A 24,396-nucleotide genomic window follows, 5' to 3' on the forward strand; every position below is an offset into this window, starting at 1 on the left:
GAGTTGCGCGAGCGGATTCGGCTTGTGAGTCCAACGGCAAAACTGTTTTTAATGTTTGTTATTTCGGCTAAAAGCGTTCGGTAAATCCGAAAAGAGGCCGTCATGTCGAAAGACCAGAAATCCGTCGAAAACCTCACCGAGCTTGAAGCCTCTTCGGAGCTGGCATTTCTGGCCGCTGAGCTTGCGCGCCACGATGCGCTTTACCACGGCAAGGACGCGCCGGAGATTTCGGACGCCGACTATGATGCGCTGAAGCGGCGCAACGACGCCATCGAGGCAGCTTTTCCGGCGCTGGTGCGGGCTGACAGCCCATCGAAAAAAGTTGGTTTCGCACCGCTTCCGACCTTTGCGCCCATCGTGCATGCCCGCCCGATGCTGTCGCTCGACAACACGTTTTCGGAAGGGGATCTGCGGGATTTCGTCAGTTCCGTCTATCGTTTCCTCGGGCATCTGCCTGACGATTCCATCGCATTTACCGCCGAGCCGAAGATCGACGGGCTTTCCATGTCGATCCGCTATGAGAAGGGCAAGCTGAAGACGGCGGCGACGCGCGGCGATGGCACGACCGGCGAGAACGTCACCGCCAATATCAGGACCATCAAGGAAATCCCGAACGAGCTGCCTGCCGATGCACCCGATGTGGTGGAAGTGCGTGGTGAGGTCTATATGGCCAAGAGCGACTTCATGGCGCTCAACACCCAGATGGAGGCCGAAGGCAAGCAGACCTATGTGAACCCGCGCAATACGGCATCCGGTTCGCTGCGCCAGCTGGACGCCAATGTGACGGCGAAACGCAAGCTGCGGTTCTTTGCCTATGCCTTGGGTGAAGTCTCTGACGGCGGCCAGCCGGCGCGGATTGCCGATACGCAATATGGTATCGTCGAGAAATTCCGGGAGTGGGGATTTCCGGTCAATCCGCTGATGAAGCGATTCACCTCCGCCCAGCAATTGCTTGAGCATTATAATGAAATCGGCATCGCGCGGCCCGATCTCGATTATGATATCGATGGTGTCGTCTACAAGGTCGACCGGCTTGATCTGCAGGAGCGGCTGGGCTTTCGTTCGCGCAGCCCGCGCTGGGCTACAGCGCACAAGTTTCCGGCCGAACAGGCTTTCACCACGGTCGAGAATATCGAAATCCAGGTGGGGCGCACCGGGGCGCTGACGCCGGTTGCGCGTCTGACCCCGATCACGGTCGGCGGCGTCGTCGTCACCAATGCGACGCTGCACAATGCCGATTACATCGAAGGCATTGGCAATAGTGGGGAGCGCATTCGCCCTGAGGATCATGACATTCGCATCGGCGATACTGTTATCGTGCAGCGTGCTGGCGATGTCATTCCGCAGGTGCTGGATGTTTTGCTGGAAAAACGCCCTGCCGAAGCGGTGAAATATGCGTTTCCGGAGAAATGTCCTGTTTGCGGCAGCCATGCGGTGCGGGAACGCAATGAAAAGACTGGCAAGCTCGATTCGGTCACGCGCTGCACCGGCGGTTTCGTCTGCCGGGCGCAGGCGGTAGAGCATCTGAAACATTTCGTTTCGCGTAATGCCTTCGATATTGAAGGGCTGGGCACCAAGCAGATCGATTTCTTTTTCGAAAGCGACGATCCAGCGCTTTCGATCAAAACCGCTCCTGATATTTTCACGCTGAAGGTGCGGCAGGAAGCCTCCCACCTGACCAAGCTCGAAAATATTGACGGTTTCGGCAAGGTCAGCGTCAAGAAGCTGTTCGATGCCATCGACGCCCGCCGCGAGATCGATCTGCATCGGCTGATCTTTGCGCTCGGCATCCGTCATGTCGGCGAGACCACGGCGAAGCTTCTGGCGCGTTCCTATGGCACCTATCAACATTTCGAAGAGGCCATGAAGGCGGCAGCCGATCCGGCAAGCGATGCCTGGGCCGAACTCAACAGTATTGACGGCATCGGCGAGGTGGTGGCCCGCGCCATCATCGAGTTCTACAAGGAGCCACGCAATCTCGATGTTATAGACCGGCTGATACGGGAGTTGCAGCCGAAGGAGGCCGAAAAGCCGTCCACCGAAGGTAGCCCTGTGGCGGGCAAAACGGTGGTCTTCACCGGCTCGCTGGAGAAATTTACCCGGGACGAGGCCAAGGCCCGGGCGGAAAGCCTGGGCGCGAAAGTGGCCGGTTCCGTCTCGAAAAAGACGGATATTCTGGTGGCGGGGCCGGGGGCCGGCTCCAAGCTGGCCAAGGCGGCGGAGCTTGGCGTGCAGACCATGGACGAGGATGAGTGGCTGGCGCTGATTGGTGGCTGATATGCCGTCATTGCCGTGTTGTCCTGCACCGCTAGAGGTTTGCGCCTGAAACGGGGAACGCATCATGGATGACCGCATTGTCGTCACCACCCAGCAGGTTCGCACGCTGATTGCCCGCCAGTTTCCCCAATGGGCGGCCCTTGATGTTCGGCCGGTGGAACCAAGCGGCTGGGACAATCGCAGCTTCCGCCTTGGCGACGACATGCTGATCCGCATGCCAAGTGCTGAGCGCTATGTGGCGCAGGTGGAGAAGGAACATCGGTGGTTGCCGGCCCTTGCGCCCCTTCTGCCTGTTCCGATTCCAGCACCGTTAGCGCTTGGACAGCCGGGCGAGGATTATCCGTTCTGCTGGTCCATTTATCGCTGGCTAAAGGGTGAACCTCTCGCTCTCCAGCTCGACAGCATCGATCTTTCGGCCATCGCCAGTGATGTTGCGGCGTTTTTGAAAGCCCTGCATTCCATCAATGTTTCGGATGGCCCACCTGCGGGCGCACATAATTTCCATCGCGGCGGATCGCTTGCGGTCTATGACGGGGAGGCGCGAGCCTCGGCGGCGCGCCTTTCCGATGAAGTCGATCAGGGACTGGCCATGGAGATATGGCAGCTTGCGCTTTCGAGCCGCTGGCGGGGGCAGGGCGTGTGGGTGCATGGCGACATTGCCGAGGGCAATCTGCTGGTGCAGGAGGGGCGCCTTTCGGCCGTCATCGATTTCGGCAGTTCCGGCATCGGCGATCCGTCGTCCGACCTCATTCTCGCGTGGAATGTGCTTGATGCGGAAAGTCGGGCTGTTTTTCGCCGGGCGCTGAATCTGGATGGGGCTACATGGCAGCGCGGCCGCGGCTGGGCACTGTGGAAGGCGCTGATCGTGCTGGATGCCGAGCGCGGGCGGAACGAAAAAATGGCCGAATGGTCGCGGCGGACCATTCGGGAAATATTTGAAGATCATTCCTTGGCCGTCTGAACCACTACCGCAGACGCGCCATGCAATAGGCATCGATATATTCGCCGTCGCGGAAGGCGAAGGATTTCAGGTGGCCCTCGACCTCGAAGCCGAATTTGCGATAAAGCGCCAGCGCCGGTTCATTGTCGGTGAAAACGGTCAGTTCGATCCGTTTCAGGTCCAGCCAGCGGTCGGCAATGGCGAGGATTTCGCCAATCATGGCGCTGCCAATTCCTCGTCCCTTATAGGCATCATGAACACCCATGCCGATGCTGCCCGCATGGGCCCGGCGGTTGGTGTGGCGCGTCAAGCCGATATCACCGACGATCTTGCCGTCAAGGATGGCGATCAGCGCAAAGCTGTTGGCTGACTGGGTTTCGATGCCCTTGCGAATATCTTCCGGATTTTGATGCGGCCAGCGCAGCGTTCCGTAGCGAAATCCGGCCATGTTGTGCAGTGCTGTTATCCCCGGCGCATCTGCTGGGGTGCGGGCGCGAATGCACAGGCCTTCGGGCCAGCGCGCATCAGGGTCAAGGGGTGAGGGTATCTCGCATTCCGGCATGTCTGCTCTCCTTGGATATTCGGCCGAGGCAGAGCGGGATCACCAAACCCTGCCAATATGCGGCAGGGTGGTGGACGGATGACCAGCTGACTAACGCACTGACACCGCCACGCGCCCTGCGGGGCGAATGGTCACGGTGAGATGCATGTGGGTAGCAAAGCCGGTCATGGTTGCATAAGGCCAGAGGAGCCACTGGGCGTCAAGGCGGCACGGCAGGGTTCACTCCCGAAAAATACCGGGTGAGAGGAAAGGATGAGGCAGCTCTTTTGCAGGCCGGCCCGATCTTCCCGCCCTCATTGCAGCCGTTGGCGAGGCTGGCGCAATCTGGAAAGCAATCTGCCATCGATCGCGGCCAGCCCGGCAGCGATCATCGCCATGCCGGCGAAATGCTTCATTTCCAGTTGCTCGCCGAGAAGCAGTGAGCCGAGCAGGATGGCGCTGACGGGAATGAGGAAAGTAACGAGGGCGAGATTGGTGGCGCCGGCGCTGGCAAGAATGCGGAAGAAAATCAGATAGGCGAGCGCCGTCGACAGCAGGGCGATGCCGATAAGCGCGCCCCAGGTGCCGAGGCTCGGCATGGCGAGCGTCCACGGCTTGTCGATGAGAAGGGCGGCCGGGATCAGCATCAGCGTCGAAGAGGATATCTGGCCGGTGGCGGTCATCAGCGGCGGTACGCCCATGGCCTTGAAACGGCGGCCGAATATGCCCGCGAAGGAATAGGAGATGGCCGCGCCGAGAATGGCGATCTGGCCCCAGAGGCCGGATGATCCGCCGAAGGCTGCCGGGCCGATCATGGTCGCCACGCCGGCAAAGCCGATCAGCACGCCGGCGAGCTTGTTACCGGTCATCTTCTCGTCGGCAGTGAGGAAGTGGGCGACGATGACGGTGAAGAGCGGCGTGGTGGCATTGAGGATCGAAGCAAGCCCGCTGGCAATCTGGGTCTGGCCCCAGACGATCAGGCAGAAAGGAATGATGTTGTTGAGCAGGCCCATGCCGAAAAAGGCGCGCCACACCGCCCATTCTCGCGGCAGGCGAAGGCCCATGATGCGGCAGACGATGAGAAGCGCGATTGCCGCGAGGCTGACGCGCAGCGTGACGATGGTGACGGGCGGCAGTTCCTTGACCGCGACGCCGATGAAAAAGAAGGATCCGCCCCACAGGAGCGAAAGCGCGACGAGCATTGCCCATTCGCGGGCATCCATCTGTTTCTGTATCGCCATTTTCGTCTCCCAAAAGCATGAGCATTGACATGATCGCAGACGGGATCACCGCCATCCACCCGATATCAGTTGAGTTCAGCTCAAGCCGACAATGTGTGTTTTCACGGCGTCTCATGTCTTGTTGTGCCTATTTACTCCCTGTTTTATGATATCTTCAAACGATTGTTTCTCGCACGATAATTGAGATGAGCTAAATCATGGCAGCCGAACTACCTTCTCTGAAAGGTTTGCAGGCCTTTGAAGCCGCGGCGCGGTATCGCAGTGTCACGCTCGCCTCCAACGAGCTGAATGTCACACCCGGCGCGGTCAGCCTGCAAATCCGGGAGCTGGAAACGCGTCTTGGCGTGCAGCTGTTTTTCCGCAAGCCGCGCAGCATCCAGCTGACGCGTGAAGGGGAACGTTATTACGGCGCGCTTCGCACCGCCTTCCGGATGATGCGCGAGGCGACGGCGGAACTGACGGCTCGCTCCGAGATAACCGTTCTGACGCTGAGCTGCACGCCGACTTTCGCCGTGCAATGGCTGATGCCGAGATTGCCCGGCTTCCAGCAGCAGCACCCGCATGTGGATGTCCGCATCAGCGTGACGAACCGGCTGGTGGATTTTTCAAGGGACGATGTCGATCTGGCGGTGCGGCACGGTTTTGGCCGTTATGAAGGGCTGGAGAGTATCCGTTTCATCGATGACAGCACCCTGCCGGTCTGCTCCCCACAGTTCCTGGAAAAATATGGGTCACTTCAAGAGGCGAGCGACCTGAAATCCGTGCCGCTTCTGCACGATGAGAACCGCAATGAATGGCGGCGCTGGCTGGAGGCGGCGGGGGCGTCAGACGTGGATGCCTCCGGCGGCACGGTCTTCATCGACAGCAATGGCGCGCTGGATGCGGCGAAAGCCGGGCACGGCATTGCGTTGACCCGCCGTTCGCTGGTTTCCCGCGAACTTGCGGAAGGTGCATTGATCGCACCCTTCGGGAAAGACATGGCCAGCACGCTTGCCTATTTTCTGGTTTATCCGCGACGCATGCTTGATAATCCCGATCTGGTGACGCTCATCGAATGGATGCTTTCGCAAGCGCGTTCAGCCGAGGCCGGTTCTCTTTGATGCCAATCCGGTCTATGCCGGAATGAAACAACGGGAATCACTCTTGAAAACCATCGCCATCGATTTCGAGACCGCCAATGAGGAGCGGGGCAGTGCCTGCTCCGTCGGGCTTGCATGGATAGAAGACGGTAATATCGTTCGTGTCGAGGAACGTCTTATCCGCCCGAAGGACATGCGGTTTTCGTCCTTCAACATCGCCGTGCACGGAATTCGCCCTGATGATGTCGAGGACGCGCCGGAATTTCCTGAAGTGATGGAAGAGTTCATCGACGACTTCCATGGCGCCACCATGATCGCCCACAATGCCGCGTTCGATTTCAGCGTCATGCGGGCCTCCTTCGACAAATATCGGCAGTCCTATCCGGACCTTTCCTACCTGTGCAGCGTCAAGATTGCCCGGCATGTCTGGCCACATCTGGAATCGCACAAGCTGAATGTGATTGCCCATCATCTCCAGCTGCGTTTCGTGCACCACAATGCCGCCGAAGACGCGGTTGTCTGTGCTGCTGCATCGATTGCTGCGGCGAAGGCCTTGCGTGTCGCCCATATCCGCGATCTGCCGGAAAAGATCGGCATGGTCGCCGGCCGCCTCACATCCACCGGCTACCAGCCTTGCAGCATGAAAAAACGCGCTGTCGCCCGGGTTGCTTAATGGTGTCGCCCACCTATGTTTGAAGCAGCGTAACGGAGAAGATGCGATGACGATGAAAACTCTGTCGGGTTTGTTTGCGGGCTTTCTGGCGTTGCTTCCGGTAACAGTTGCGCATTCGCAGGTCGTGGGTGAGGTCGGGGTCGACTGGATCGGCAACGATATCGTCATCGAGGCGATCGCCGATCCGAAGATCAAGGGCGTGACCTGCCATGTGACCTATTTCGAGCGCGGCGTCATTGATCGGCTGAAGAACGGCAACTGGTTCGAGGACCCGTCGAACAACGCCATTTCCTGCAGCCAGACGGGGCCGGTGGAAATCGGCGACATCGATCTCTCCAAGGGCGGGGAAGAGGTGTTCCGGCAGGGCATGTCGCTGGTCTGGAAGAAGCTCGTCGTCAGCCGCGTCTATGACAAGGCCAATGACACGCTGATCTATCTGATACATGCGCGGGAACTGACCGACGGTTCGGCCAAGATGGCCATTTCCACGGTGCCGCTCTATAATCAGCAGGTGACGTGGGAAAAGGGCAAGCCGTGAGGGTTTGCCTGAACTGAGGCAGTTATAGTCACTCCGCTTTTAAGGTATTTGCAATGGTGCTTCTCCAGACAATGGACTTGACCCTTAACCCCTGTCGGCCGAGTGACCTCCAAGACTTCATCGACCTTGAACTCGATCCAGAGGTGATGCGCTTTTTGCACGGCGGCGCGGTGGACCGCGCAAAGATTGCCCCGGAAAACGCAACTTTTCTCATGCCTGGGGGAACGGAACCTTACGTCTGGACGGCGCGGCGAACGAACAATGGGGCGTTTGTGGGCTGGTTCTGTTTGTTTCCCGAGAGCAAAACCCTGGCGGAAATCGGGTATCGGCTGCGTCGGCTGGACTGGGGTCAGGGATTGGCATCGCAAGGGGCCGCCGCTCTCATTGATTGGGGCTTCGGAGGCGGTGGCTATGAAAGGATCGTGGCTTCAACCATGGCTGTGAACCTTGGATCGCGCCGCGTGATGGAAAAGCTTGGAATGATTCATGTTCACACTGACTATTTTGACTGGCCAGACCCCATTCCGGGCAGTGAGCATGGTGAAGTCCGGTACGAGTTGGGGCGCTCAAGGTGGGCCGCAGCCTCCCAGAGTGTGTAAGCCTCATCCTGAGCCAGACACATCGATTGTCTGGCTCGTTGTACTTTTTTAAGAAAGCCGGGGGGCTTTTGGTAAACTTCAGGCCGCTTCGCGCGCCAACTCGTCCGCAATGACGGTGTCGAGGTTGAGGAAGCAGACCATGCTCTTTTCCAGCGCCACGATGCCGCGGCAGAAGCTGCGCTGTTCTTCCGGAATGATATCCGGCGCGGGCTGCAGGTCTTCGGAACGGATGGTCATCATGTCGGAGACCTGTTCCACCAGGAGGCCGACCAGCTTGCCGCCGATATCGGTGACGATGATGGCGGAGCGTTCAGAGGGTTCGGTCATGTTCATGCCGAGGCGGCCGGCCATGTCGATGACGGGAATGACGGCGCCGCGCAGGTTGATGAGACCGAGAACATAGGGCGGCGTGTGCGGCATCGGGGTAACCGGCGCCCAGCCGCGGATTTCGCGGATCGCCATGATGTCGATGCAGAATTCCTGATCGCCCAGATGGAAGGAAACGATTTCGAGATATGCGCCGGATTGCTTGATGGCGTTGGACATGACGGCAGGTTTCCTCTGATGGCTCTCTAACAGGCCCACGCAGGATTGAGCTTTATGCGGTGGCCGGGGAATGGACCGGGAGACATCATGTCGAGGCTTTAAAAACCGCTATGGTCATAATGCACAGCAAGATTTTAAACTTTCCCTAACAATTGCCGCTCTCTCCCCCGCAAAACCCAGTATTTTGGCGGTTTTCGCGTCGGTGTAAAAAGGTTATGATGGCTCTATGAACGCACTCGTTTCCAACCCCCTGAAGTTTATTCTGTCAAGTCTTGCGGTCGTCGCTTCGCTGGCCATCGTGCTTCTTGCCTTCGACGGCTGGGTGCGACACAGCACGGATATTTTCCTTTCAACCGTGCAGAGCGGTATCGCCTGGTGTCTGTAAGCCGCCCGGCAGTTGCGGCTTTGTGACAAATCAGCGCGGTTCCCGCAAATACGTCCAGTTGATTTGCGGTCGCAGTCGCCGTTCGTTATCAGTCTGCCAGGGCTTGCGATATGCTGCAGGCTTTCGGGGTAGGATTGGACAATGAGAAATATTCGCATCGTATTGTGGGCCGTGGTGGTCGTTCTCGCCGGTGTCGTCAGCTGGCTGACGATCGAAATGACGAAGACCCGTGAGGAGATGGTTGAAACGGCCTATGGCGTGCCTTTCGCGCTCACCGCGCAGGACGGTCAGCCGATCACCGAAAAGGCGTTTCAGGGCAAGCCGACGGCCTTGTTCTTCGGTTTCACCCATTGCCCGGAAGTCTGCCCGACGACACTGTTCGAGCTGAACGGCTGGATGGAAAAGGTGGATCCTGCCGGCGACAAGATGCAGGCCTATTTCGTCTCCGTCGATCCCGAGCGTGATACGCCCGAGATCATGCAGCAATATGTTTCCAACGTTTCGAAGCGGATTACCGGCATTACCGGTCCGGCCGACAAGATTGCCGAGACGCTGAAAGGCTATCGCATCTATGCCAAGAAGGTGCCGGTGGACGAGAAGGATCCGAATGGCGATTACACCATGGATCATACCGCGTCCGTCATCCTGCTCGATGCCAAGGGCCGTTTTTCAGGCACCATTGCTTATGGCGAAAACCCTGAAGTTGCCGAGCAGAAGCTCCAGAATCTTCTGAAGGGCTGATAGAGCCGGCATAATTGCGCCAGGCTTATTGGACTGGCGCAGCTTTTGTGGCAAAGGCAAGACAACAACCTCAGCCAGAGAAAGCAGCCTGCCGTGAGCGAAATCCGACTTTACGTCACCACGACCGAAATCAAGGCCGGCGAAATCCTCGATCTCATGTCGGATTATTTCGGCGAGGAGGATGTTGCGATCGCCACGACCGAGGTGGATGAGAAGCGCGACATCTGGGAAGCCTCCGTCTATTTGATGGCCGAGCAGGAGGATGAGTTCCGCGAGCGCGTCAGCGCTTTGCTTGCGCCAGCATTTCCCGGTCTCGTCATTGAAAAAGAGATCGTTCCCGATGTCGACTGGATCGCCAAGTCGCTAGAGGGGCTGAAGCCGGTCAGGGCAGGGCGCTTCATCGTCCATGGCGCGCATGATCGCGACAAGGTGCAGCCGCACGATCTGGCTATCGAGATCGAGGCGGGGCAGGCTTTCGGCACAGGCCATCACGGCACGACGGCGGGTTGCCTTGAAATGATCGAGGATGTTCTGCGTGCCCGGACGGTGCGAAACGCGCTCGATCTCGGCACCGGTAGCGGTGTTCTGGCGATTGCGGTGCGCAAGATGCGCCATATTCCCGTGCTTGCGACGGATATCGACCCCATTGCCGTCAAGGTGGCCAAGGAAAATGTGCGGCTGAATGGCATCGTTTCCGGGCTGGCGCTGGAAACCGCACCCGGCTTTCACTCCGATGCCTTCCGCAAGCATGGCCCTTTCGATCTCATTATCGCCAATATTCTGGCGCGGCCGCTGATCAAGATGGCGCCGCAGCTTGTCACGCATCTGGCGCCCGGCGGCACCGTCATCCTGTCGGGTATTCTCGCTTCACAGCGCTGGAAGGTTCTCGCCGCTTATAATGGCGCGCGGCTTTCCCATATCCGCACCATCTGGCGCAATGGCTGGGTGACGCTGCATCTGCGTAAAGACTGACGCTCTTTCGACATTGCTTTCGAGCAAAAGAAAAGGCGGCGCTTTCGCGCCGCCTGGAACCCGCGAGCATATGGGAGGAGCTTGCTCAAGCGGGTCGACGTATTCCTGGTGAGACGCGGTGGAGGGAGGATCGCCGCGCCTGACGTGATCAGAATACGTAGCTGGACTTCGCCTTGCGACGCAGGTCGGCGCGGTTCATGCCCAGCGCTTCGAGCGACTTGTCGTCAAGGTTCAAAAGTGCTGCGTTGACATGGCGGCTGACCTGACGCTCGCGTGCTTCAACGACGCGATCGAAGGCGGTGCGGAGGAAAGATTTTGCCATTGCTTCAAATCCTTGGTTGCCAGGAGAGTGTCTCTCTCGCTGTGTTGATCCAGATATAAGCGATGTGATTTTGTTTGGTTAGATGGGATGTATCAATGTTGATATGCGCAGAATGCATATCACTTGTTTTCTAGTATTACTTATTTCGCAAAATATGCATAATTTATCACCGCAATCGGTTCTGTCATATATGGCTTGAAACCGGGTTTGCCCACGTGGCATTGTCGTTGTGCGCCAATGATTTGACGGCGTGAATGAACAGCTTTCCTCATGACAGTTCCCGAAAGACGCCCATGTTCCAGACCTTCGAAAACAAATCCGCGCCGCAATTCGGCAAGGCCCGCGTCGAGGCGCTGCGCGCCGGTTTCGACGCCCTCGGTATCGACGGTTTCCTGGTGCCGCGCGCCGATGAATATCAGGGGGAATATGTGCCTGAATGCGCCGAGCGCCTGTCCTGGCTGACGGGGTTCACCGGTTCGGCCGGCATCGCGCTGGTGACACGCGGCGAGGCCGTGGTTTTCGTAGATGGCCGGTATACGACACAGCTCAAGTCGCAGGTCGACCAATCGGTATTCACGGGCGGTGATCTGGTCGGGGCGCCGCCTTCCGTCTGGCTATCCGAACATGCGGCGCAGGGCTTTCGACTGGGGATCGATCCGTGGCTGCATACCGGCGCTGAATTGAAGCGGCTGGAAAAGGTGCTTGCGGCCAAGGGCGGTTCCGTCGTGTTGCTGGAGCGCAATCCGCTTGACGCCCTGTGGCAGGACCGCCCGTCCGAGCCGCTGGAGCCCGTTGTTATCCAGCCGGAAGCCTTTACGGGCAAGTTGGCGAAAGAAAAGATCGCGCTGCTGGCGGAGACGGTTTCGGCCAGGCAGGCTGATGCCCTGCTGGTTACCGATCCGTCCTCCATCGCATGGATTTTCAATATTCGCGGCAATGACGTGCCGCATACCCCGCATCCGCTCGCCCGTGCCATCATCTACGCCGATGGAAGGACGGATATTTTTCTCGACAAGCGCAAGACCGGCATCGAGGCTGAGGCCTATCTGGCGCAAATGGCGACACAATTACCGCCATCGAAGATTGCCGACCGCCTGCATGCGATTGCCAGTGCCAAGGGCCGGGTCATGGTCGATGCCGATCTGGCGCCGGTGGCCCTAACGGGAGCAATCACGGCGGCGGGCGGCACATTGGTCGAAGCGGCCGATCCCGTTCGCCTGCCGCGCGCCTGCAAGAACAAGGCGGAGCTTGCCGGTTCAGCCGCAGCACACGTGCAGGATGGTGCGGCCATGGTCGAATATCTGAGCTGGCTGGATCGCCAGCAGCCGGGCAGCGTCACCGAAATCGTGGCGGTCAAGGCGCTGGAGGCAACGCGGGCCAGGGTGGGGCAGGCGATGCAGAATCCGTTGAAGGATGTGTCTTTCGATACGATTTCCGGCGCTGGCGAGCATGCTGCCATCATCCACTACCGCGTCACCACCGACACGGACCGCCCACTTGCCGATGGCGAGATGTTCCTCGTCGATTCCGGTGCGCAATATGTCAACGGCACCACTGATATCACCCGCACCGTCGCAATCGGCACGGTGCCGGAAGAGCAGAGGCGTTTCTTCACGCTGGTGCTGAAGGGGGTGATCGGTATCAGCACCGCACGGTTTCCGAAGGGAACGCGCGGTTGCGACCTTGATCCGCTGGCACGCATCGCGCTTTGGAAGGCCGGGGCGGATTATGCCCATGGCACCGGCCACGGTGTCGGCTCCTATCTCTCGGTGCATGAGGGGCCGCAGCGTATCGCAAGGCTTTCGACGCAGGAGTTGCTGCCGGGCATGATCCTGTCAAATGAGCCGGGTTATTACCGCCCCGGCGCTTTCGGCATCCGTATCGAGAACCTGATCTATGTGCGTGATGCGGAGGAAGTGGCCGGCGGCGACCAGCCAATGTTCTCCTTCGAGACGCTGACCTGGTGCCCCATCGACAACAGGCTTGTCGTTGTGTCACTCCTCACCGACGAGGAACTCAACTGGCTGAACGCCTATCACGCGGATGTTCTGGAGAAGCTCTCTCCGCTGATCACCGATGAAGAGGTAAAAGCCTGGCTTGTTGCCGCGACCAAGCCACTGGAAAGGATCGCTTAAAGCAGCCCGAAATGCCTGATGGCGATGACGACGGCCCAGCCGATTGCCAGCATCGTCAGGCCGGGAAACCGCAGGCAGACCAGAAGGGCTGCCACCATGCCGATCTTCACTTCGTATCCGCCTTCAAAGAAGGCGGGTGCGACAAGCGTGGTCAGAACCGCAACGGGCACGGCGTTCAGGCCGGCTTCCATGCGCGGCGGAATGGATTTCATTCGCGTCATCAGCACATAGCCGCCGATGCGGGTGAGATAGGTGGCGATTGCGGCGAGCGCGATCAGGATCATCGTGTCGGCGTGGAGCATGTCGCTCATGGCGTTTCCACCCCGTTTTCAGGATTGGCCTCGCCGTTGGGTTTGGGCGGATAAAGGACGGCGACGAGAATGCCGGCGACCGCGCCGAGGCTGACATGCCAGGGCGAGCCGACGAAGTGATAGGCGACTGTTGCGCCGACCGCGCTTGCCAGCATCACCGGGTAAAAATTCTCCCGCTGGCGGAAGCTCAAGACCATGCCCATGAAATAGATCGGCAAAAGCACATCAAGGCCGATGGCCTTCGGATCGCCGATGAGGTTGCCGAGCGAGGCGCCGAGAACGGTCATGGCCAGCCACAGCACATAAACCGGCGCGGCAAAGCCCATATACCAGGAAAAACCGACCGTACCGGTGTTTTCATATTTTCGGACCGATTCGGCGAATTGCGGATCGACCAGAACGAAGAAGCCGGCCGCTTTCTGCATAAGCGACCAGCCGGAGATCATTCGGGCAATGGCCGCCGAATAAAGGATGTGACGGAAATTGACGGCGAAGACGGAAAGAACGATCAGCCAGGGAGCGACCTTCTGGCCAAACAGTTCGATGCCGACAAGCTGGCTCGCGCCGGCATAGACGGTGCCGCTCATAATCGTGGCTTCGGTGACGCTTAGGCCGTTATCGACTGCAACCGCGCCGAACAGCGCGCCGAAGGGGGCGGCGGAAAGGGCGATCGGGAAACCCGTGCTCAGTCCCTCGCGAAAATCTTTATTGAACATTCTCTGGAAACTCCTTGCCGCCGCTCTATCGCCGTCCCGGCCAGCTGGCAAACGAATTGCATGAATGGATCGATTGATTCCCTTGAAGCTTCCGTTACGGTAACGCCGACAGGCAACGCCGGACGAAAGATCGCATCGGGTTTCGTCGGCGCACTCACACCGTGACATCATGGAAGATCAATGCTCGAAAAGCAGGAAAAGGCGGTCTTGGCCGCGCGTATCAAGGACTACCTTGCCCGGGAGACCGAAACCGAGATGGGCCTTCTTGAGGCGGAAATCTTCGTGGAGTTTCTGGCCGAGGAGGTCGGATATGTTTTCTATAATCAGGGGCTAAAGGATGCACATGCTGCAATTCTGCGGCGTCTTGAGGACGCGGCCGGTGATATCGACGTGCTGGAAAAACCGAGGCTGCGTTAAAGTGGCGGTCAGTCGCGCAATATGTCGCGGCTGTTGACGATTGCTGCGCCCTTTTCCCGCATGGCGGCAATCGCGGCCTTTATGCCCTGCGGATCGATGCCGCGGCTTGCATCCTCGATGAAACGGACCTTGATGCCGGGCAACATGTCGATGGCATCGAGCACCGAAAAACTGACGCAATAATCGGTGGCGAGGCCGCATATGTCGAGCTGCGTCACGCCCTGACGGGCCAGATAATCAGCAAGGCCCGTCGTCGCCAACTGGTCGTTGTCGCGAAAGGCGGAATAGCTGTCGACGGCGGGGTTTTCACCCTTCTGCTGAATATAGTCGAATGCTTCCGTCTTCAGATCGGGGTGGAATTCCGCATCCTGCGTGCCCTGCACGCAATGGTCCGGCCACATCATCTGTGGTTTACCGGAAAGCTCGCCCATGTCGAAAGGTTTCCTGCCCGGATGCTGGGACGCGAAACTGCCGTGGTTTTCCGGGTGCCAGTCCTGCGAGGCGACGATGAGATCATAACCGCCATTGTCAATCAGGGCATTGGCGGCGGGTACGATCCTGTCCCCTTCGGCAACGGCGAGATTGCCACCCGGGCAAAAGCCGTTCTGGATGTCGATGAGCAGCAGCGCCTTCATGATATGCCTCCCTTTTGCCAACAGGATGCCAAGCTGGCTTTGGCGGATCAAGTACTCATTCAACCTTTGTGCCCACGTGGCTGGTTGATGACGGCGGCCTGTCCCGTCGCAGTCCTGCCGCATTTACAGCAAATTTCCGGCCAAGTCGGAATTTACCTGACGATGCGGCGACGGAAACTTTAAAGGCCGATGACGCCTCGCGGGGCATTTTTCAGGACGAGCGATGCAGTGCACGCCGTTCCCGCACAGTCATCGTCTCGCCTTCGCCTGACATGCGCAGACCTTAACGAAGTATTTTTGCAGGGACTCGTAAACACTTTGGTTACCATAATTCGTCATGCTTCGAACCAGTCAGTTCCGAAAGCGGCTTGGTGTTCAACCGCTCTTTGGATGCCCCAAAATCCCACCGGCATTGGCCGGGTGTGCGTGAACGGTTCGAGTAACGAGTATCATGGCGTTTTCTGCTGCGGCCTATAATGGCGCCGGTCTTGCCGGGTCGTCCTGCCTCAAGAAAGGCAAATCCTTTTCGCTTGGCCGAATGTCCGCGCTGCTCGGCGGCGGTGCCTTTGCCGGTCTTTTCGCCTTTGCCGCCTTCGCATCGCTGCACAGCATGGCGGCGGCCTCGCATGGCGTCGGGCAATTTGAAAAGACGCTGGTGGCCCGGCTCGATTCCGCCGAGACGGCGATCGGCCACGCGGCGGGGCGGGATATTCACGTCCGCAAGTTTTCCCGTCTGAGCGATCACAGCCATGGCCCGCAGAAGGCCGTTCGCCTTGCCGGCATCATGCCGGAGATCGGCGCTAAGGAATTCGGTGAGCGTTTTGGCGCGGCGGCGAATGCCAAAGGGCAGGCGACGGTGAAGGAACTTGCCGCGCTCAGGCCTTCGGCAATCGTCGATTCGGCGCTTGGGCGCACCACTGATGTGGCCTATCAGAGCGCTGCCTCGCAACATCCAGCATTCGAAGTGGCGCTTGCACGCCCGCAGATCGAGGAAGAGGCGAGCAGCCTGCTTCCTGATGACGTGCCGCTTCCGAGCTTCCGGCCCGAAGTGGCGGCGGCCGAGACGGTTGAGCCGTCGCCGCGCCCCGCCCTTTCCAAGACTGCCGTTGCTTCAGCCCCCGATTTTGATGCGCCGGTTCCGCTGCGCGCGCCGCAGCAGCCGAAGCAGAGCACCGGTGCCATGCTCGCCTTTGCAAAGCCTGATAATCCGATGCGCGAGCCGAGCAAGATGGATGCGGTTCCGTGGCCGGATCGCGGCAATGGCACGGCGATTTACGATATTTCCTCCGGAACGGTTCACATGCCGAATGGCGAGAAGCTGGAAGCGCATTCCGGCATCGGCAAGATGCGCGACAATCCTGACTTTGTTCACGTCAGAATGCGCGGCTCTACGCCGCCCTCCAGCTATCGTCTGACGATGCGCGAAGCGCGGTTTCATGGCGTCGAAGCTATTCGCCTGACACCGGAAAACGGCGTCAACCCGCATGGCCGCGATGGTCTTCTTGCCCATACCTACATGCTGGCGAAACGCGGCGAATCGAATGGCTGTGTCGTGTTCCGGGATTATTCGCGCTTCCTTGCGGCCTTCAAACGCGGCGAAGTCAAGCGCATGGTCGTGGTGCCCAAGCTCAACGGCAACCGTCCGACGCTTGCCAGCAGCGGCGGGAAAAGTGGTGGCAAGACGCTGCTCAGCATGTTCTCGCGCGGCAACGATTCCTGAGCTTATTTGAATTTCATCAACGGCTGCGTCGCTGTGTCAGCACCATGCCGGCGAGGATGAGAAGAATGCCAAGCGCGCTTGCCCAGATTTTCGGCGGATGATCGCTGAAAAGATCGAGCACAACGCCCGACACCATCTGGCCGCTGATGACCAGAAGTGCGGTATTGACCGCGCCGATGCGCGGGATGAGCCAGCTTCCCGAGGCGATGAAGACAACACCGATCGGCCCGCCGATAAAGGCAAGCCAGGGGGCATCAGCCGCGCCAGGCGGAATGAGGCCGCCGACGATGAGGCCGATGACGGTCAGCACGACAAAGCCAACGATATGGTTCCAGAAGGAAGCGATAAGCGGTGAGTTCGACAGGCTCAAGCGGCCGTTGATCTGGCGGCTCAGCGCCACGAAGACGCCGCCGGCAAAGGCCATGGCGATCCAGACGATCATGCCGTTCTCCCGACAAGAATGATAAGTGCGCTGCCGCAGAGGATCAGCGCCACCGCTGCCATGTCCCGCATATCCGGCCGCCGTTTCGGCAGGCCGAAGAGGCCGAAAAGATCGGCCAACAGGCTGAAGATCACCTGTCCGCCGAGACCCAGCGCGATGGTGCCGGAAAGCGCCAGCGGCGAATTGACGGCGGTGGAGGTGAGGACGACGATGGCCGCACCCACGACCCCGCCGCAATAGGCCCAGAGCGGCGCTTTCGGTTTTTCCGGTGCGCCCGCGTCTTTCTTCGGGCGCATGATGGCCAGATAGATCAGCGCTGCCACCGTACCTGTGCCATGCGCCGTCCATGAGGAAAACAGCGCGCTGCCGTAATGGGCAAGCTGGCCGTTGAAATGCACCATCAGGGTCAGAAGGCAACCGCTGGCGAAAGCGGCGGCAAGATGCAGCGGGTTAAGGCGGGGATGTGTCGTGTCTGTCATAACGGGCCGAAATATGATGATATAACGAAGCGTTACAGTATCGGTCTATAAATCGAAATCGATTTGTTTGGCGTTTCTAACATCATGGGCTCCCAAACGCTTCGGCGTTCTCCCGCATGTTAGCGTTCGGCATCACGAATGGCTGACGTCCGACATCACATCGGCAAAAAAATCCGCAATCAGCGCCGATACACGCTGCGGGTCTTCCCAATGTGGATTGTGGCCATGGCCAGCAAGGGTGATGGTTCGAGCCTCGGGGAAGGCTTCGTGCAGTCGTTGACGATGTGTTTCTCCGAAGAGAGGGTCTTCCGAACCGGCAATGCAGAATACCGGTTTTTTAATTCTGGAAGCGCTGTGATGCAGATTTGTGTCGGCAAAGCCTCTCAGCACCCCATGCCAGATTGCGGCGGGCATGTTGGCCGCAGCCTGTTTCATTTTCGATAGAAAGCCAAAATCCACTGGCTGACTGCAGGAGTACCAGTCGTGAAGAAAACCTGCGGTGGGCCTGATCGGGTCTCGAAGAGCGAGAATGTCTTTGGTCAACTGACTTTCCGGACCAAAATCCGGTTCAACGGTTGCCGAAATGAGGGCAAGAGCCCGGATTGCGTCACCGCGCCGGGCGGCAAGTTCGATCGCGGTCATCGCGCCCATGGAGTGGCCGAGCAAGAATATCCGTGAAACGCCCATGAGCGTCAGAAAATGATCGATCGTTTCGGCGAAATCCGCGACATTGAGGCCTCGTCCGAGGGAAGAGACTCCATGTCCGGGCAAGTCCGGAACAATGAGCCTGTATTCACGGAAATACGGCTCCAGCATGGAAAAACTGCGGCTTGTGTCGGAAAAGCCGTGCAACATCAGAAGCACCGGGCCGGGTCCGCCACTGTCTATGAACGCTATTCGGCGACCAAGCGGCAATTCGACATACTGCTTGCGCCTCTCCCAATCGTCAAAAAAGGCTGATGTCATAAGCCGAACCCCGTTTTGACGGCGGCAAGACCATCCTGTCCCTTGAATGTCGATACGTCCTTCAGCCAGGCATCCAGCCGTTGTGGCTCGTCCTTGATGGCCTGTGTCGCCGCGTCTTCCGGCGCCATGCTGCCATTCATGATGTAGTCCATGCCCTTGTTTTCGTAGTCTACGTCGAAGGCGAGATTTTCGAGCAGCCTGGCTACATTGGGGCATTCCTGCAGGTAGCCTTTGCGCACCTGCGTATCGACTGTGGCGGCACCGAAGTCCGGACCGTAGAACTTGTCGCCACCAGTCAGATATTTGATGTCGAACTTGCTGTTCATCGGGTGCGGAGCCCACCCCTGGAAAACTATGAAGAACTTGTTGCGAGCAAAACGGGTTACCTGCGACAGCATTCCCTGTTCGCTTGATTCGACCACTTCCCAGTCCTGAAGGCCCAGCGAAGGGTCTTTGACGGCGTCCAGCATCAACTGATTGGAGCCCGGTTCGATGCCGTAGAGTTTCCTGTCGAACTTGTCGGCAAATTTTTGCAGGTCGGAAAAATCCTTGACGCCCGCTTCCCAAACATAGGTCGGGACCGCGAAAGTGTATTTGGCGCCGACCAGATTGGTTCGGACTTTTTCTACCGATCCGTCTTCTTTGTACGGCTTGTAGTAATTCACCATCGCCGGATCCCAATATCCCATAAAGACGTCGAGATCCTTGCTTTTCAGGCTGGTGTAGATGACGTCGATGCCGAGAAGCTGGCTCTGCGGTTCGTATCCGAGCGTCCTCAAAAGCGACATGGCGATGCCGGTCGTAAAAGCCAGATCATTCCAGCCCGGCTCGGCCAGACGCACGACCTTGCACGATTCGGCTTCCGCAGCTGATGTCTCCACGCTCGCCAGAAGTGCCGCCGCCGACAGTAATCCAAGCCATTTTTGCATCGCTCACCCACTTTGTCTTTATGGTCATTATATTGACCCGCTGGGCAATAATTGATCTTTGCGGAAAACTTGTCAATATTTCTCTCTGCAAGGAGACTGAAATGCGACTGACCAAAATAAGCGATATCCGCCGGGCCGAGTTGAGGCGGGCAGCGTTCGAGGTTTTGCAAAAAGAGGGGATGGCGGGGGCGACGCTTGAAAGGGTGGCGGCGCAGGCCGGTGCCTCCAAAGGCATCGTGCTGCATTATTTCGCCAGCAAGCAGGAATTGTTCGAGCATGCGATGCGTGAAGCCAACGTAAAGCTGACGGAGATGGTTGTGGCGCGCCTCAACAATGCCACCACCCCGCGCGAGCGGCTCGATGCGATTATCGATGGGAATTTTGACGAAAGCTTCTTTCAGCCGTCAATTTGCCACGCCTGGCTGTCGCTTTGTGCGGAGGTTCCCCGCGAACCGCAGCTTGCCCGTATTCAAAAAGTGATCCATGCCCGGATGCGGTCCAACCTTCTCTCCGCTTTGGTGCATCTTTTGCCGAAAGAGGAGTGCGAAGCCGTTGCGCTTGGCATTACCACGCTGATCGACGGGCTGTGGCTGCGTTCAGGCCTGCAATCGGGAGGTTTGACAAGGCAGGAAGCCATGGACCAGATGCGGGATTACCTCTCCCACAGATTGCCGGGTGAACAACCCGCTGCGGCGATATGAAATTGGCAGGGAACCAGTAAAGGCACGCCCGCATTATTCCACCATGAAGAAAACAACGCGCAAGCCATTGAACCGGATGACGATTTTCGTCATTTCGATTTTCATTCTCGCAGCCGTGATCGCCGCGGTTTATCTCATCGGCTTTACGCCCGGCGAGGCATGATCCAGCTTGTCTAATTGCCGGCGGGAGCAGTCTTGCCCTTGCCGCCTTGCAGCGCGACACTCAGCTTGGCGATGGCGAAGCGGAGGCCGCGGAGAAGAAAACGGCTGGTTTCCAGATAGGCGCGATAGGGCAGCACGGTGAAATAACGCCAGCGCGGCAGGCGGTAAATGCGCAGATTGTTCTGGATCTGGCTCTCACCATCCGCATCCTGCGTGGCGCAGAGCGGGTAGATGAAAGCCCCCTTCAGCCCCGCGAGATATTCCAGATCGAATGCGATATCATAAGCCAGCCGCATGGGGATCAGTTTCGATATCCATTTTCCGGCGCGGCGGTTGACGAGATAAGCGCCGGAGCCCTTTTCCCGTGTCAGGGCAATGGCCAGTGAGCGGCCATTGGAAAGCGGACGAAACGGGAATTTGCGCCCGTTGCTGACCGTCGTCAGTCGCAACAGATCCCAGTCGCCGCCGTTCAGCACCGCCTCATCGATTACATTCAGAAAATCATTGTCGAAGACCACGTCGTCCTCAAGGATGAGCGCGACATCGGCGTCGCCATCCATGAATTTATTGGCGCAGGCGACGTGGCTGAGATAACAGCCTATTTCCGGCGGCGAGGTGCGCCGGCCATGCATGAGCATGTAGGAAACCTCGCTGAATTCCGGGATCGGATAATTCAGTTCGCGGCCATTGACGCCGGCGATACGCTCCGCCTGCAGCCCGATGGCGTCGAGCCTGGCAGTCATATCCTCAAGGCGCTTCGTGGCGCTGTCCATGTTGATCAGGAAAACGGCAAGCTTGCGCTGGCTTTTCGGTAAAATATGCAAAGCGGTCCTCGCCCGGTTTTCGCTGTCGTGTAGCAATTTCTTTATTGCAACGGCATGACGCGGGCTATGGAAAAAGCTGTCTCGAACCTGTCTTAACCGTTCGAATCAAACCTTTTCCACAAATCCATCCAGCACGCGCTTTTGTCCGGCGCGGTCGAAATCGATGGTCAGCTTGTTGCCCTCGATGGCGGAGATATTGCCATTACCGAATTTGAGGTGGAAGACGCGGTCACCGACAAAAAATTTCGATGGTGTGTCGGCAACGGATTTGGCCACCAGCTCGCCATCAATCGTGCGGGTGCGCGGGCCGCTTTCGCCATAACCAATCCGCTCGACCGCATGGCCGGAGCGTGTGCCCCAATTATCGCGGGTGGCATCTGATTTGTTGGCCTGCGCACGTTTCCAGCCGGGAGTGGAATAATTATTGGCGAAGGGTTCCGCCTTGTCGAAGCGGGACTGACCGTATCCCCCGCGTCCGCCATAACCGCCATAATTGCTGTCGGATGCCGCCACATCCACATGGGCGGGCGGCAATTCTTCCAGAAAACGTGAGGGCAGGGTGGATTGCCATAGACCATGGATACGCCGGTTCGACACGAACCAGATATGGCAGAGCTTCTTGGCGCGGGTAATGCCGACGTAAGCCAGACGGCGTTCTTCCTCGAGACCGGAGCGACCGCCTTCGTCCAGCGCCCGCTGGTGCGGGAAAAGGCCTTCTTCCCAGCCGGGCAGGAAGACGGTGTCAAATTCCAGACCCTTGGCGGAATGCAGCGTCATGATGGACACGGCATCCAGTTCCGCATTCTGTTCCGCGTCCATGACGAGTGCGACGTGTTCCAGAAATCCACGCATGCTTTCGAAGGATTCCATCGAACGGATGAGCTCCTTGAGGTTCTCCAGCCGTCCGGGGGCTTCCGCCGTCTTGTCGGCCTGCCACATGGCGGTATAGCCGCTTTCGTCGAGGATCTGCTCGGCAAGCGTGGTATGCTCGGTGTTTTCCAGCAGGCCCTGCCAGCGGCGGAAATCCTGTACCACGTCGAACAGCGCCTTGCGCGCCTTCGGTTTCAGCTCGTCGGTTTCTATAATATCGGCCGCGGCCGCCAGCATCGGAATATCGCGGGCGCGGGCATAGTCATGCAGATTGCGGATCGTCGTATCGCCAAGGCCGCGCTTGGGTGTATTGACGATACGCTCGAAAGCGAGATCGTCAGCCGGTTGGCAGACGAGGCGGAAATAGGCCATGGCGTCGCGAATTTCGAGGCGCTCATAAAAGCGCGGGCCGCCGATGACGCGGTAATTGAGACCAAGCGTGACGAACCGGTCTTCGAACTCGCGCATCTGGAAGGAGGCGCGAACGAGGATGGCCATGTCGTTCAGCTTGTGGTTCTTGCGCTGGAGCTGCTCGATTTCTTCGCCGACGGCGCGGGCTTCCTCCTCGGAATCCCAGGCGGCATGGACCATGACCTTTTCATCGTCAGGGCTGCTGCGTTCGGTGAACAGCGTCTTGCCGAGACGGCCCTCATTATGGGCGATCAGATGGCCGGCCGCGCCGAGAATATGTTCGGTGGAGCGGTAGTTACGCTCGAGCTTGATGACCTTGGCGCCGGGGAAATCCTTGTCGAAACGCAGGATATTGTCCACTTCGGCGCCGCGCCAGCCATAGATCGACTGGTCGTCGTCGCCAACGCAGCAGACGTTCTGTGGCTCGCCCTTGGCGCGCTGGGCGAGAAGCCGCAGCCACATATATTGCGCCGTATTGGTGTCCTGATATTCGTCCACCAGAATATAACGGAACTTCTGGTGATACTCTTTCAGAATGTCACTGTGGCGGCGGAAGATGCTGATCGGGTGCATCAGCAGATCGCCGAAATCGCAGGCGTTCAGCGTTTTCAGCCGGTTCTGATAGGCGGTATAGAGGTCGCGGCCCTTGCCGTTGGCGAAGGCGCGGCTGTCGCCCTCCGGAATATCCGGCGGTGTCAGGCCCTTGTTCTTCCAGCCGTCAATCATGCCGGTGAATTGTTTGGCGGGCCAGCGCTTGTCATCAAGACCTTCGGCCTGGATGAGCTGCTTGATCAGCCGCACCACGTCGTCGGTATCGAGAATGGTGAAATCCGACTTCAGACCGACGAGTTCGGCATGGCGGCGCAGGAGTTTGACGCCGATGGAGTGGAAGGTGCCCAGCCAGGGCATGCCCTCGACAGCACCGCCGACGAGAACGCCGATACGCTCCTTCATCTCGCGGGCGGCCTTGTTGGTGAAGGTCACGGCGAGAATCTGGCTCGGCCACGCGCGGCCGGTCTCCAGAATATGGGCGATGCGGGTCGTCAGAACGCGGGTCTTGCCGGTGCCGGCGCCCGCGAGAACCAGAACGGGTCCGTCAAGCGTTTCCACGGCATCGCGCTGTTCCGGGTTGAGACCGGACAGATAGTCAGGTGCTGGCCGCGCCTGATCGCGCGCCGCCATGGCGCGGGCGGCAATGCCAAGCCCGCCGCCGTTTTCCGAAGGGGCATTGTTCGTTGCCCTGCGCGGTGCGGCGGGTTCTTCATCGAAGAACGGCATATCGTCGAAACTGTTGCTCATGCGGCCCAATGTAGTGATTCGGGATATAAAGGCCAGAACCGCGTTCTGCTTTTATTCCGGTATCGTCAGTCAAAACGCCTATTCCAAGGCATTTTCTTCGTCTCAAGCCCCTCTGTCGGCATCGAAAGCAGCGTCAACGGGTACTTGCAGCGCCACCGCAAGCTGGTTGGTCTTGGCTGAAAGCGCGATAATGCGCATCAAATCGGCATGTTGTTCGGTGGTCATGCCCTTGGCTTTTGCGGCGGCCGTGTGGGAATGAGCGCAATAGGAGCAGCCATTGGTTACGGAAACGGCGATATAGAGCATTTCCTTGACCAAGGGATCGAGCGCCGAAGGCGTCGCCATCACCGCCTTGACCTCGGCCCAGGTGTTTTCCAGTAGATCGGGATCGAAGGCGAGGTATAGCCACATATTGTTGATGAAATCCGATTTGCGGGTGGTGCGGATATCATCGAACACTGCTTTGACGCGTGGGTCGGCTTCGGGATTTTCGGCTTTCGTCACCGTGCTCATGGCTTCCTCCGG

27 protein-coding genes are annotated in these 24,396 nt (G+C 58.7%); 13 read left to right on the forward strand and 14 right to left on the reverse strand.

Features of this window, described 5'->3' with window-relative positions; genetic code table 11:
• Nucleotides 1-102 precede the first annotated feature (102 nt).
• Both ligA and ACQZ5F_RS02480 read left to right on the forward strand, forming a co-directional pair.
• A complete protein-coding gene (ligA, locus tag ACQZ5F_RS02475; protein ID WP_225339131.1) occupies nucleotides 103-2,277 on the forward strand; it encodes an NAD-dependent DNA ligase LigA in 2,175 nt (724 codons plus the stop codon).
• A 64-nt stretch (nucleotides 2,278-2,341) separates the two neighbouring features.
• Nucleotides 2,342-3,238: an aminoglycoside phosphotransferase family protein gene (locus ACQZ5F_RS02480; RefSeq protein WP_225339132.1), complete on the forward strand. Its 897-nt coding sequence runs from the start codon at nucleotides 2,342-2,344 to the stop codon at nucleotides 3,236-3,238.
• A 4-nt stretch (nucleotides 3,239-3,242) separates the two neighbouring features.
• Here the strand turns inward: ACQZ5F_RS02480 and ACQZ5F_RS02485 are convergent, their stop codons facing one another.
• Together ACQZ5F_RS02485 and ACQZ5F_RS02490 are read right to left on the reverse strand one after the other, a co-directional pair.
• A complete protein-coding gene (locus ACQZ5F_RS02485) occupies nucleotides 3,243-3,779 on the reverse strand; it encodes a GNAT family N-acetyltransferase (protein ID WP_225339133.1) in 537 nt (178 codons plus the stop codon).
• A gap of 293 nt (nucleotides 3,780-4,072) precedes the next feature.
• Nucleotides 4,073-4,999 (reverse strand): DMT family transporter, encoded by a 927-nt coding sequence (locus ACQZ5F_RS02490; protein ID WP_052818001.1) that lies wholly within the window; start codon nucleotides 4,997-4,999, stop codon nucleotides 4,073-4,075.
• 197 nt (nucleotides 5,000-5,196) lie between these two features.
• Between ACQZ5F_RS02490 and gcvA the strand changes: the two genes are divergently transcribed.
• The 4 genes from gcvA to ACQZ5F_RS02510 are packed head-to-tail and all read left to right on the forward strand — an operon-like array spanning nucleotide 5,197 to nucleotide 7,888.
• Nucleotides 5,197-6,099, forward strand: a complete 903-nt coding sequence (gcvA, locus tag ACQZ5F_RS02495; RefSeq protein ID WP_137084826.1) for a transcriptional regulator GcvA — start codon at nucleotides 5,197-5,199, stop codon at nucleotides 6,097-6,099.
• Nucleotides 6,100-6,142: 43 nt separating this feature from the next.
• Entirely contained in the window at nucleotides 6,143-6,751 is a 609-nt protein-coding gene (locus ACQZ5F_RS02500; protein WP_046798079.1) for a 3'-5' exonuclease, read from the forward strand.
• 46 nt (nucleotides 6,752-6,797) lie between these two features.
• Nucleotides 6,798-7,289: a CreA family protein gene (locus ACQZ5F_RS02505; protein ID WP_225245630.1), complete on the forward strand. Its 492-nt coding sequence runs from the start codon at nucleotides 6,798-6,800 to the stop codon at nucleotides 7,287-7,289.
• A 53-nt stretch (nucleotides 7,290-7,342) separates the two neighbouring features.
• Entirely contained in the window at nucleotides 7,343-7,888 is a 546-nt protein-coding gene (locus tag ACQZ5F_RS02510) for a GNAT family N-acetyltransferase (protein WP_225339134.1), read from the forward strand.
• A 78-nt stretch (nucleotides 7,889-7,966) separates the two neighbouring features.
• On the opposite strand, the gene ACQZ5F_RS02515 is transcribed toward ACQZ5F_RS02510, so the two are convergent.
• Nucleotides 7,967-8,434: a chemotaxis protein CheW gene (locus ACQZ5F_RS02515; protein WP_448731002.1), complete on the reverse strand. Its 468-nt coding sequence runs from the start codon at nucleotides 8,432-8,434 to the stop codon at nucleotides 7,967-7,969.
• 226 nt (nucleotides 8,435-8,660) lie between these two features.
• On the opposite strand from ACQZ5F_RS02515, the gene ACQZ5F_RS02520 reads away from it, so the two are divergent.
• From ACQZ5F_RS02520 to ACQZ5F_RS02530, 3 genes are all read left to right on the forward strand, one after another.
• Complete coding sequence (locus ACQZ5F_RS02520) at nucleotides 8,661-8,819, forward strand: hypothetical protein (RefSeq protein ID WP_175414491.1); 159 nt, start codon at nucleotides 8,661-8,663, stop codon at nucleotides 8,817-8,819.
• A gap of 141 nt (nucleotides 8,820-8,960) precedes the next feature.
• Nucleotides 8,961-9,560, forward strand: a complete 600-nt coding sequence (gene sco / locus ACQZ5F_RS02525; protein WP_046798081.1) for a cytochrome oxidase assembly protein Sco — start codon at nucleotides 8,961-8,963, stop codon at nucleotides 9,558-9,560.
• Between the two features lie 93 nt (nucleotides 9,561-9,653).
• Nucleotides 9,654-10,532, forward strand: coding sequence for a 50S ribosomal protein L11 methyltransferase (locus ACQZ5F_RS02530; RefSeq protein ID WP_046798082.1), 879 nt, complete (start codon nucleotides 9,654-9,656; stop codon nucleotides 10,530-10,532).
• A gap of 148 nt (nucleotides 10,533-10,680) precedes the next feature.
• Here ACQZ5F_RS02530 and ACQZ5F_RS02535 read toward each other — a convergent pair whose 3' ends face one another.
• Nucleotides 10,681-10,854, reverse strand: coding sequence for a hypothetical protein (locus ACQZ5F_RS02535; protein ID WP_003522343.1), 174 nt, complete (start codon nucleotides 10,852-10,854; stop codon nucleotides 10,681-10,683).
• A gap of 293 nt (nucleotides 10,855-11,147) precedes the next feature.
• Here ACQZ5F_RS02535 and ACQZ5F_RS02540 point away from each other — a divergent pair, with 293 nt between their 5' ends.
• On the forward strand, nucleotides 11,148-12,989 hold the full coding sequence (locus ACQZ5F_RS02540) for an aminopeptidase P family protein (protein WP_448731043.1): 1,842 nt from the start codon (nucleotides 11,148-11,150) through the stop codon (nucleotides 12,987-12,989).
• On the opposite strand, the gene ACQZ5F_RS02545 is transcribed toward ACQZ5F_RS02540, so the two are convergent.
• Both ACQZ5F_RS02545 and ACQZ5F_RS02550 read right to left on the reverse strand, forming a co-directional pair.
• Entirely contained in the window at nucleotides 12,986-13,300 is a 315-nt protein-coding gene (locus tag ACQZ5F_RS02545; RefSeq protein WP_052817996.1) for an AzlD family protein, read from the reverse strand. The genes ACQZ5F_RS02540 and ACQZ5F_RS02545 overlap by 4 nt on opposite strands.
• Entirely contained in the window at nucleotides 13,297-14,016 is a 720-nt protein-coding gene (locus ACQZ5F_RS02550; RefSeq protein ID WP_052817995.1) for an AzlC family ABC transporter permease, read from the reverse strand. Before ACQZ5F_RS02550 ends, ACQZ5F_RS02545 begins: the two co-directional genes overlap by 4 nt.
• A 180-nt stretch (nucleotides 14,017-14,196) precedes the next feature.
• Between ACQZ5F_RS02550 and ACQZ5F_RS02555 the strand changes: the two genes are divergently transcribed.
• Complete coding sequence (locus tag ACQZ5F_RS02555; RefSeq protein ID WP_046798086.1) at nucleotides 14,197-14,433, forward strand: DUF2164 domain-containing protein; 237 nt, start codon at nucleotides 14,197-14,199, stop codon at nucleotides 14,431-14,433.
• 8 nt (nucleotides 14,434-14,441) lie between these two features.
• Here ACQZ5F_RS02555 and pncA read toward each other — a convergent pair whose 3' ends face one another.
• Nucleotides 14,442-15,068 carry a bifunctional nicotinamidase/pyrazinamidase gene (gene pncA, locus ACQZ5F_RS02560; RefSeq protein WP_046798431.1) on the reverse strand — a complete coding sequence of 209 codons (627 nt, stop codon included), beginning with the start codon at nucleotides 15,066-15,068 and terminating at the stop codon, nucleotides 14,442-14,444.
• 451 nt (nucleotides 15,069-15,519) lie between these two features.
• Here pncA and ACQZ5F_RS02565 point away from each other — a divergent pair, with 451 nt between their 5' ends.
• Entirely contained in the window at nucleotides 15,520-16,788 is a 1,269-nt protein-coding gene (locus tag ACQZ5F_RS02565; protein ID WP_448731001.1) for a DUF2778 domain-containing protein, read from the forward strand.
• 16 nt (nucleotides 16,789-16,804) lie between these two features.
• Here the strand turns inward: ACQZ5F_RS02565 and ACQZ5F_RS02570 are convergent, their stop codons facing one another.
• From ACQZ5F_RS02570 to choX, 4 genes are all read right to left on the reverse strand, one after another.
• A complete protein-coding gene (locus ACQZ5F_RS02570; RefSeq protein ID WP_225339139.1) occupies nucleotides 16,805-17,230 on the reverse strand; it encodes a DMT family transporter in 426 nt (141 codons plus the stop codon).
• On the reverse strand, nucleotides 17,227-17,709 hold the full coding sequence (locus ACQZ5F_RS02575) for a DMT family transporter (RefSeq protein WP_225339140.1): 483 nt from the start codon (nucleotides 17,707-17,709) through the stop codon (nucleotides 17,227-17,229). The genes ACQZ5F_RS02570 and ACQZ5F_RS02575 overlap by 4 nt, the downstream gene beginning before the upstream one ends.
• A gap of 132 nt (nucleotides 17,710-17,841) precedes the next feature.
• A complete protein-coding gene (locus tag ACQZ5F_RS02580; RefSeq protein WP_225339141.1) occupies nucleotides 17,842-18,675 on the reverse strand; it encodes an alpha/beta fold hydrolase in 834 nt (277 codons plus the stop codon).
• Entirely contained in the window at nucleotides 18,672-19,604 is a 933-nt protein-coding gene (choX, locus tag ACQZ5F_RS02585; protein WP_225339142.1) for a choline ABC transporter substrate-binding protein, read from the reverse strand. The genes ACQZ5F_RS02580 and choX overlap by 4 nt, the downstream gene beginning before the upstream one ends.
• A gap of 101 nt (nucleotides 19,605-19,705) precedes the next feature.
• Here choX and betI point away from each other — a divergent pair, with 101 nt between their 5' ends.
• Entirely contained in the window at nucleotides 19,706-20,305 is a 600-nt protein-coding gene (gene betI, locus ACQZ5F_RS02590) for a choline-binding transcriptional repressor BetI (protein WP_225339207.1), read from the forward strand.
• A 173-nt stretch (nucleotides 20,306-20,478) separates the two neighbouring features.
• On the opposite strand, the gene ACQZ5F_RS02595 is transcribed toward betI, so the two are convergent.
• The 3 genes from ACQZ5F_RS02595 to ACQZ5F_RS02605 all read right to left on the reverse strand — a co-directional run bounded on the left by ACQZ5F_RS02595 (nucleotide 20,479) and on the right by ACQZ5F_RS02605 (nucleotide 24,384).
• Nucleotides 20,479-21,291 carry a glycosyltransferase family 25 protein gene (locus ACQZ5F_RS02595; protein WP_225339143.1) on the reverse strand — a complete coding sequence of 271 codons (813 nt, stop codon included), beginning with the start codon at nucleotides 21,289-21,291 and terminating at the stop codon, nucleotides 20,479-20,481.
• A gap of 105 nt (nucleotides 21,292-21,396) precedes the next feature.
• Complete coding sequence (locus tag ACQZ5F_RS02600) at nucleotides 21,397-23,871, reverse strand: ATP-dependent helicase (protein WP_225339144.1); 2,475 nt, start codon at nucleotides 23,869-23,871, stop codon at nucleotides 21,397-21,399.
• Nucleotides 23,872-23,973: 102 nt separating this feature from the next.
• Nucleotides 23,974-24,384: a carboxymuconolactone decarboxylase family protein gene (locus ACQZ5F_RS02605; RefSeq protein ID WP_225339145.1), complete on the reverse strand. Its 411-nt coding sequence runs from the start codon at nucleotides 24,382-24,384 to the stop codon at nucleotides 23,974-23,976.
• Nucleotides 24,385-24,396 lie beyond the last annotated feature (12 nt).

This window comes from Agrobacterium sp. 22-210-1 (assembly GCF_053522525.1).

Bases quoted from the DNA above. Each gene is read 5' to 3' on its own strand.
- ligA (WP_225339131.1), top strand. From the start codon at position 103: ATGTCGAAAGACCAGAAATCCGTCGAAAACCTCACCGAGCTTGAAGCC.
- ACQZ5F_RS02480 (WP_225339132.1), top strand. From the start codon at position 2,342: ATGGATGACCGCATTGTCGTCACCACCCAGCAGGTTCGCACGCTGATT.
- ACQZ5F_RS02485 (WP_225339133.1), bottom strand. From the start codon at position 3,779: ATGCCGGAATGCGAGATACCCTCACCCCTTGACCCTGATGCGCGCTGG.
- ACQZ5F_RS02490 (WP_052818001.1), bottom strand. From the start codon at position 4,999: ATGGCGATACAGAAACAGATGGATGCCCGCGAATGGGCAATGCTCGTC.
- gcvA (WP_137084826.1), top strand. From the start codon at position 5,197: ATGGCAGCCGAACTACCTTCTCTGAAAGGTTTGCAGGCCTTTGAAGCC.
- ACQZ5F_RS02505 (WP_225245630.1), top strand. From the start codon at position 6,798: ATGACGATGAAAACTCTGTCGGGTTTGTTTGCGGGCTTTCTGGCGTTG.
- ACQZ5F_RS02510 (WP_225339134.1), top strand. From the start codon at position 7,343: ATGGTGCTTCTCCAGACAATGGACTTGACCCTTAACCCCTGTCGGCCG.
- ACQZ5F_RS02515 (WP_448731002.1), bottom strand. From the start codon at position 8,434: ATGTCCAACGCCATCAAGCAATCCGGCGCATATCTCGAAATCGTTTCC.
- ACQZ5F_RS02520 (WP_175414491.1), top strand. From the start codon at position 8,661: ATGAACGCACTCGTTTCCAACCCCCTGAAGTTTATTCTGTCAAGTCTT.
- sco (WP_046798081.1), top strand. From the start codon at position 8,961: ATGAGAAATATTCGCATCGTATTGTGGGCCGTGGTGGTCGTTCTCGCC.
- ACQZ5F_RS02535 (WP_003522343.1), bottom strand. From the start codon at position 10,854: ATGGCAAAATCTTTCCTCCGCACCGCCTTCGATCGCGTCGTTGAAGCA.
- ACQZ5F_RS02540 (WP_448731043.1), top strand. From the start codon at position 11,148: ATGTTCCAGACCTTCGAAAACAAATCCGCGCCGCAATTCGGCAAGGCC.
- ACQZ5F_RS02545 (WP_052817996.1), bottom strand. From the start codon at position 13,300: ATGAGCGACATGCTCCACGCCGACACGATGATCCTGATCGCGCTCGCC.
- ACQZ5F_RS02550 (WP_052817995.1), bottom strand. From the start codon at position 14,016: ATGTTCAATAAAGATTTTCGCGAGGGACTGAGCACGGGTTTCCCGATC.
- ACQZ5F_RS02555 (WP_046798086.1), top strand. From the start codon at position 14,197: ATGCTCGAAAAGCAGGAAAAGGCGGTCTTGGCCGCGCGTATCAAGGAC.
- pncA (WP_046798431.1), bottom strand. From the start codon at position 15,068: ATGAAGGCGCTGCTGCTCATCGACATCCAGAACGGCTTTTGCCCGGGT.
- ACQZ5F_RS02565 (WP_448731001.1), top strand. From the start codon at position 15,520: ATGGCGTTTTCTGCTGCGGCCTATAATGGCGCCGGTCTTGCCGGGTCG.
- ACQZ5F_RS02570 (WP_225339139.1), bottom strand. From the start codon at position 17,230: ATGATCGTCTGGATCGCCATGGCCTTTGCCGGCGGCGTCTTCGTGGCG.
- ACQZ5F_RS02575 (WP_225339140.1), bottom strand. From the start codon at position 17,709: ATGACAGACACGACACATCCCCGCCTTAACCCGCTGCATCTTGCCGCC.
- ACQZ5F_RS02580 (WP_225339141.1), bottom strand. From the start codon at position 18,675: ATGACATCAGCCTTTTTTGACGATTGGGAGAGGCGCAAGCAGTATGTC.
- choX (WP_225339142.1), bottom strand. From the start codon at position 19,604: ATGCAAAAATGGCTTGGATTACTGTCGGCGGCGGCACTTCTGGCGAGC.
- betI (WP_225339207.1), top strand. From the start codon at position 19,706: ATGCGACTGACCAAAATAAGCGATATCCGCCGGGCCGAGTTGAGGCGG.
- ACQZ5F_RS02600 (WP_225339144.1), bottom strand. From the start codon at position 23,871: ATGAGCAACAGTTTCGACGATATGCCGTTCTTCGATGAAGAACCCGCC.
- ACQZ5F_RS02605 (WP_225339145.1), bottom strand. From the start codon at position 24,384: ATGAGCACGGTGACGAAAGCCGAAAATCCCGAAGCCGACCCACGCGTC.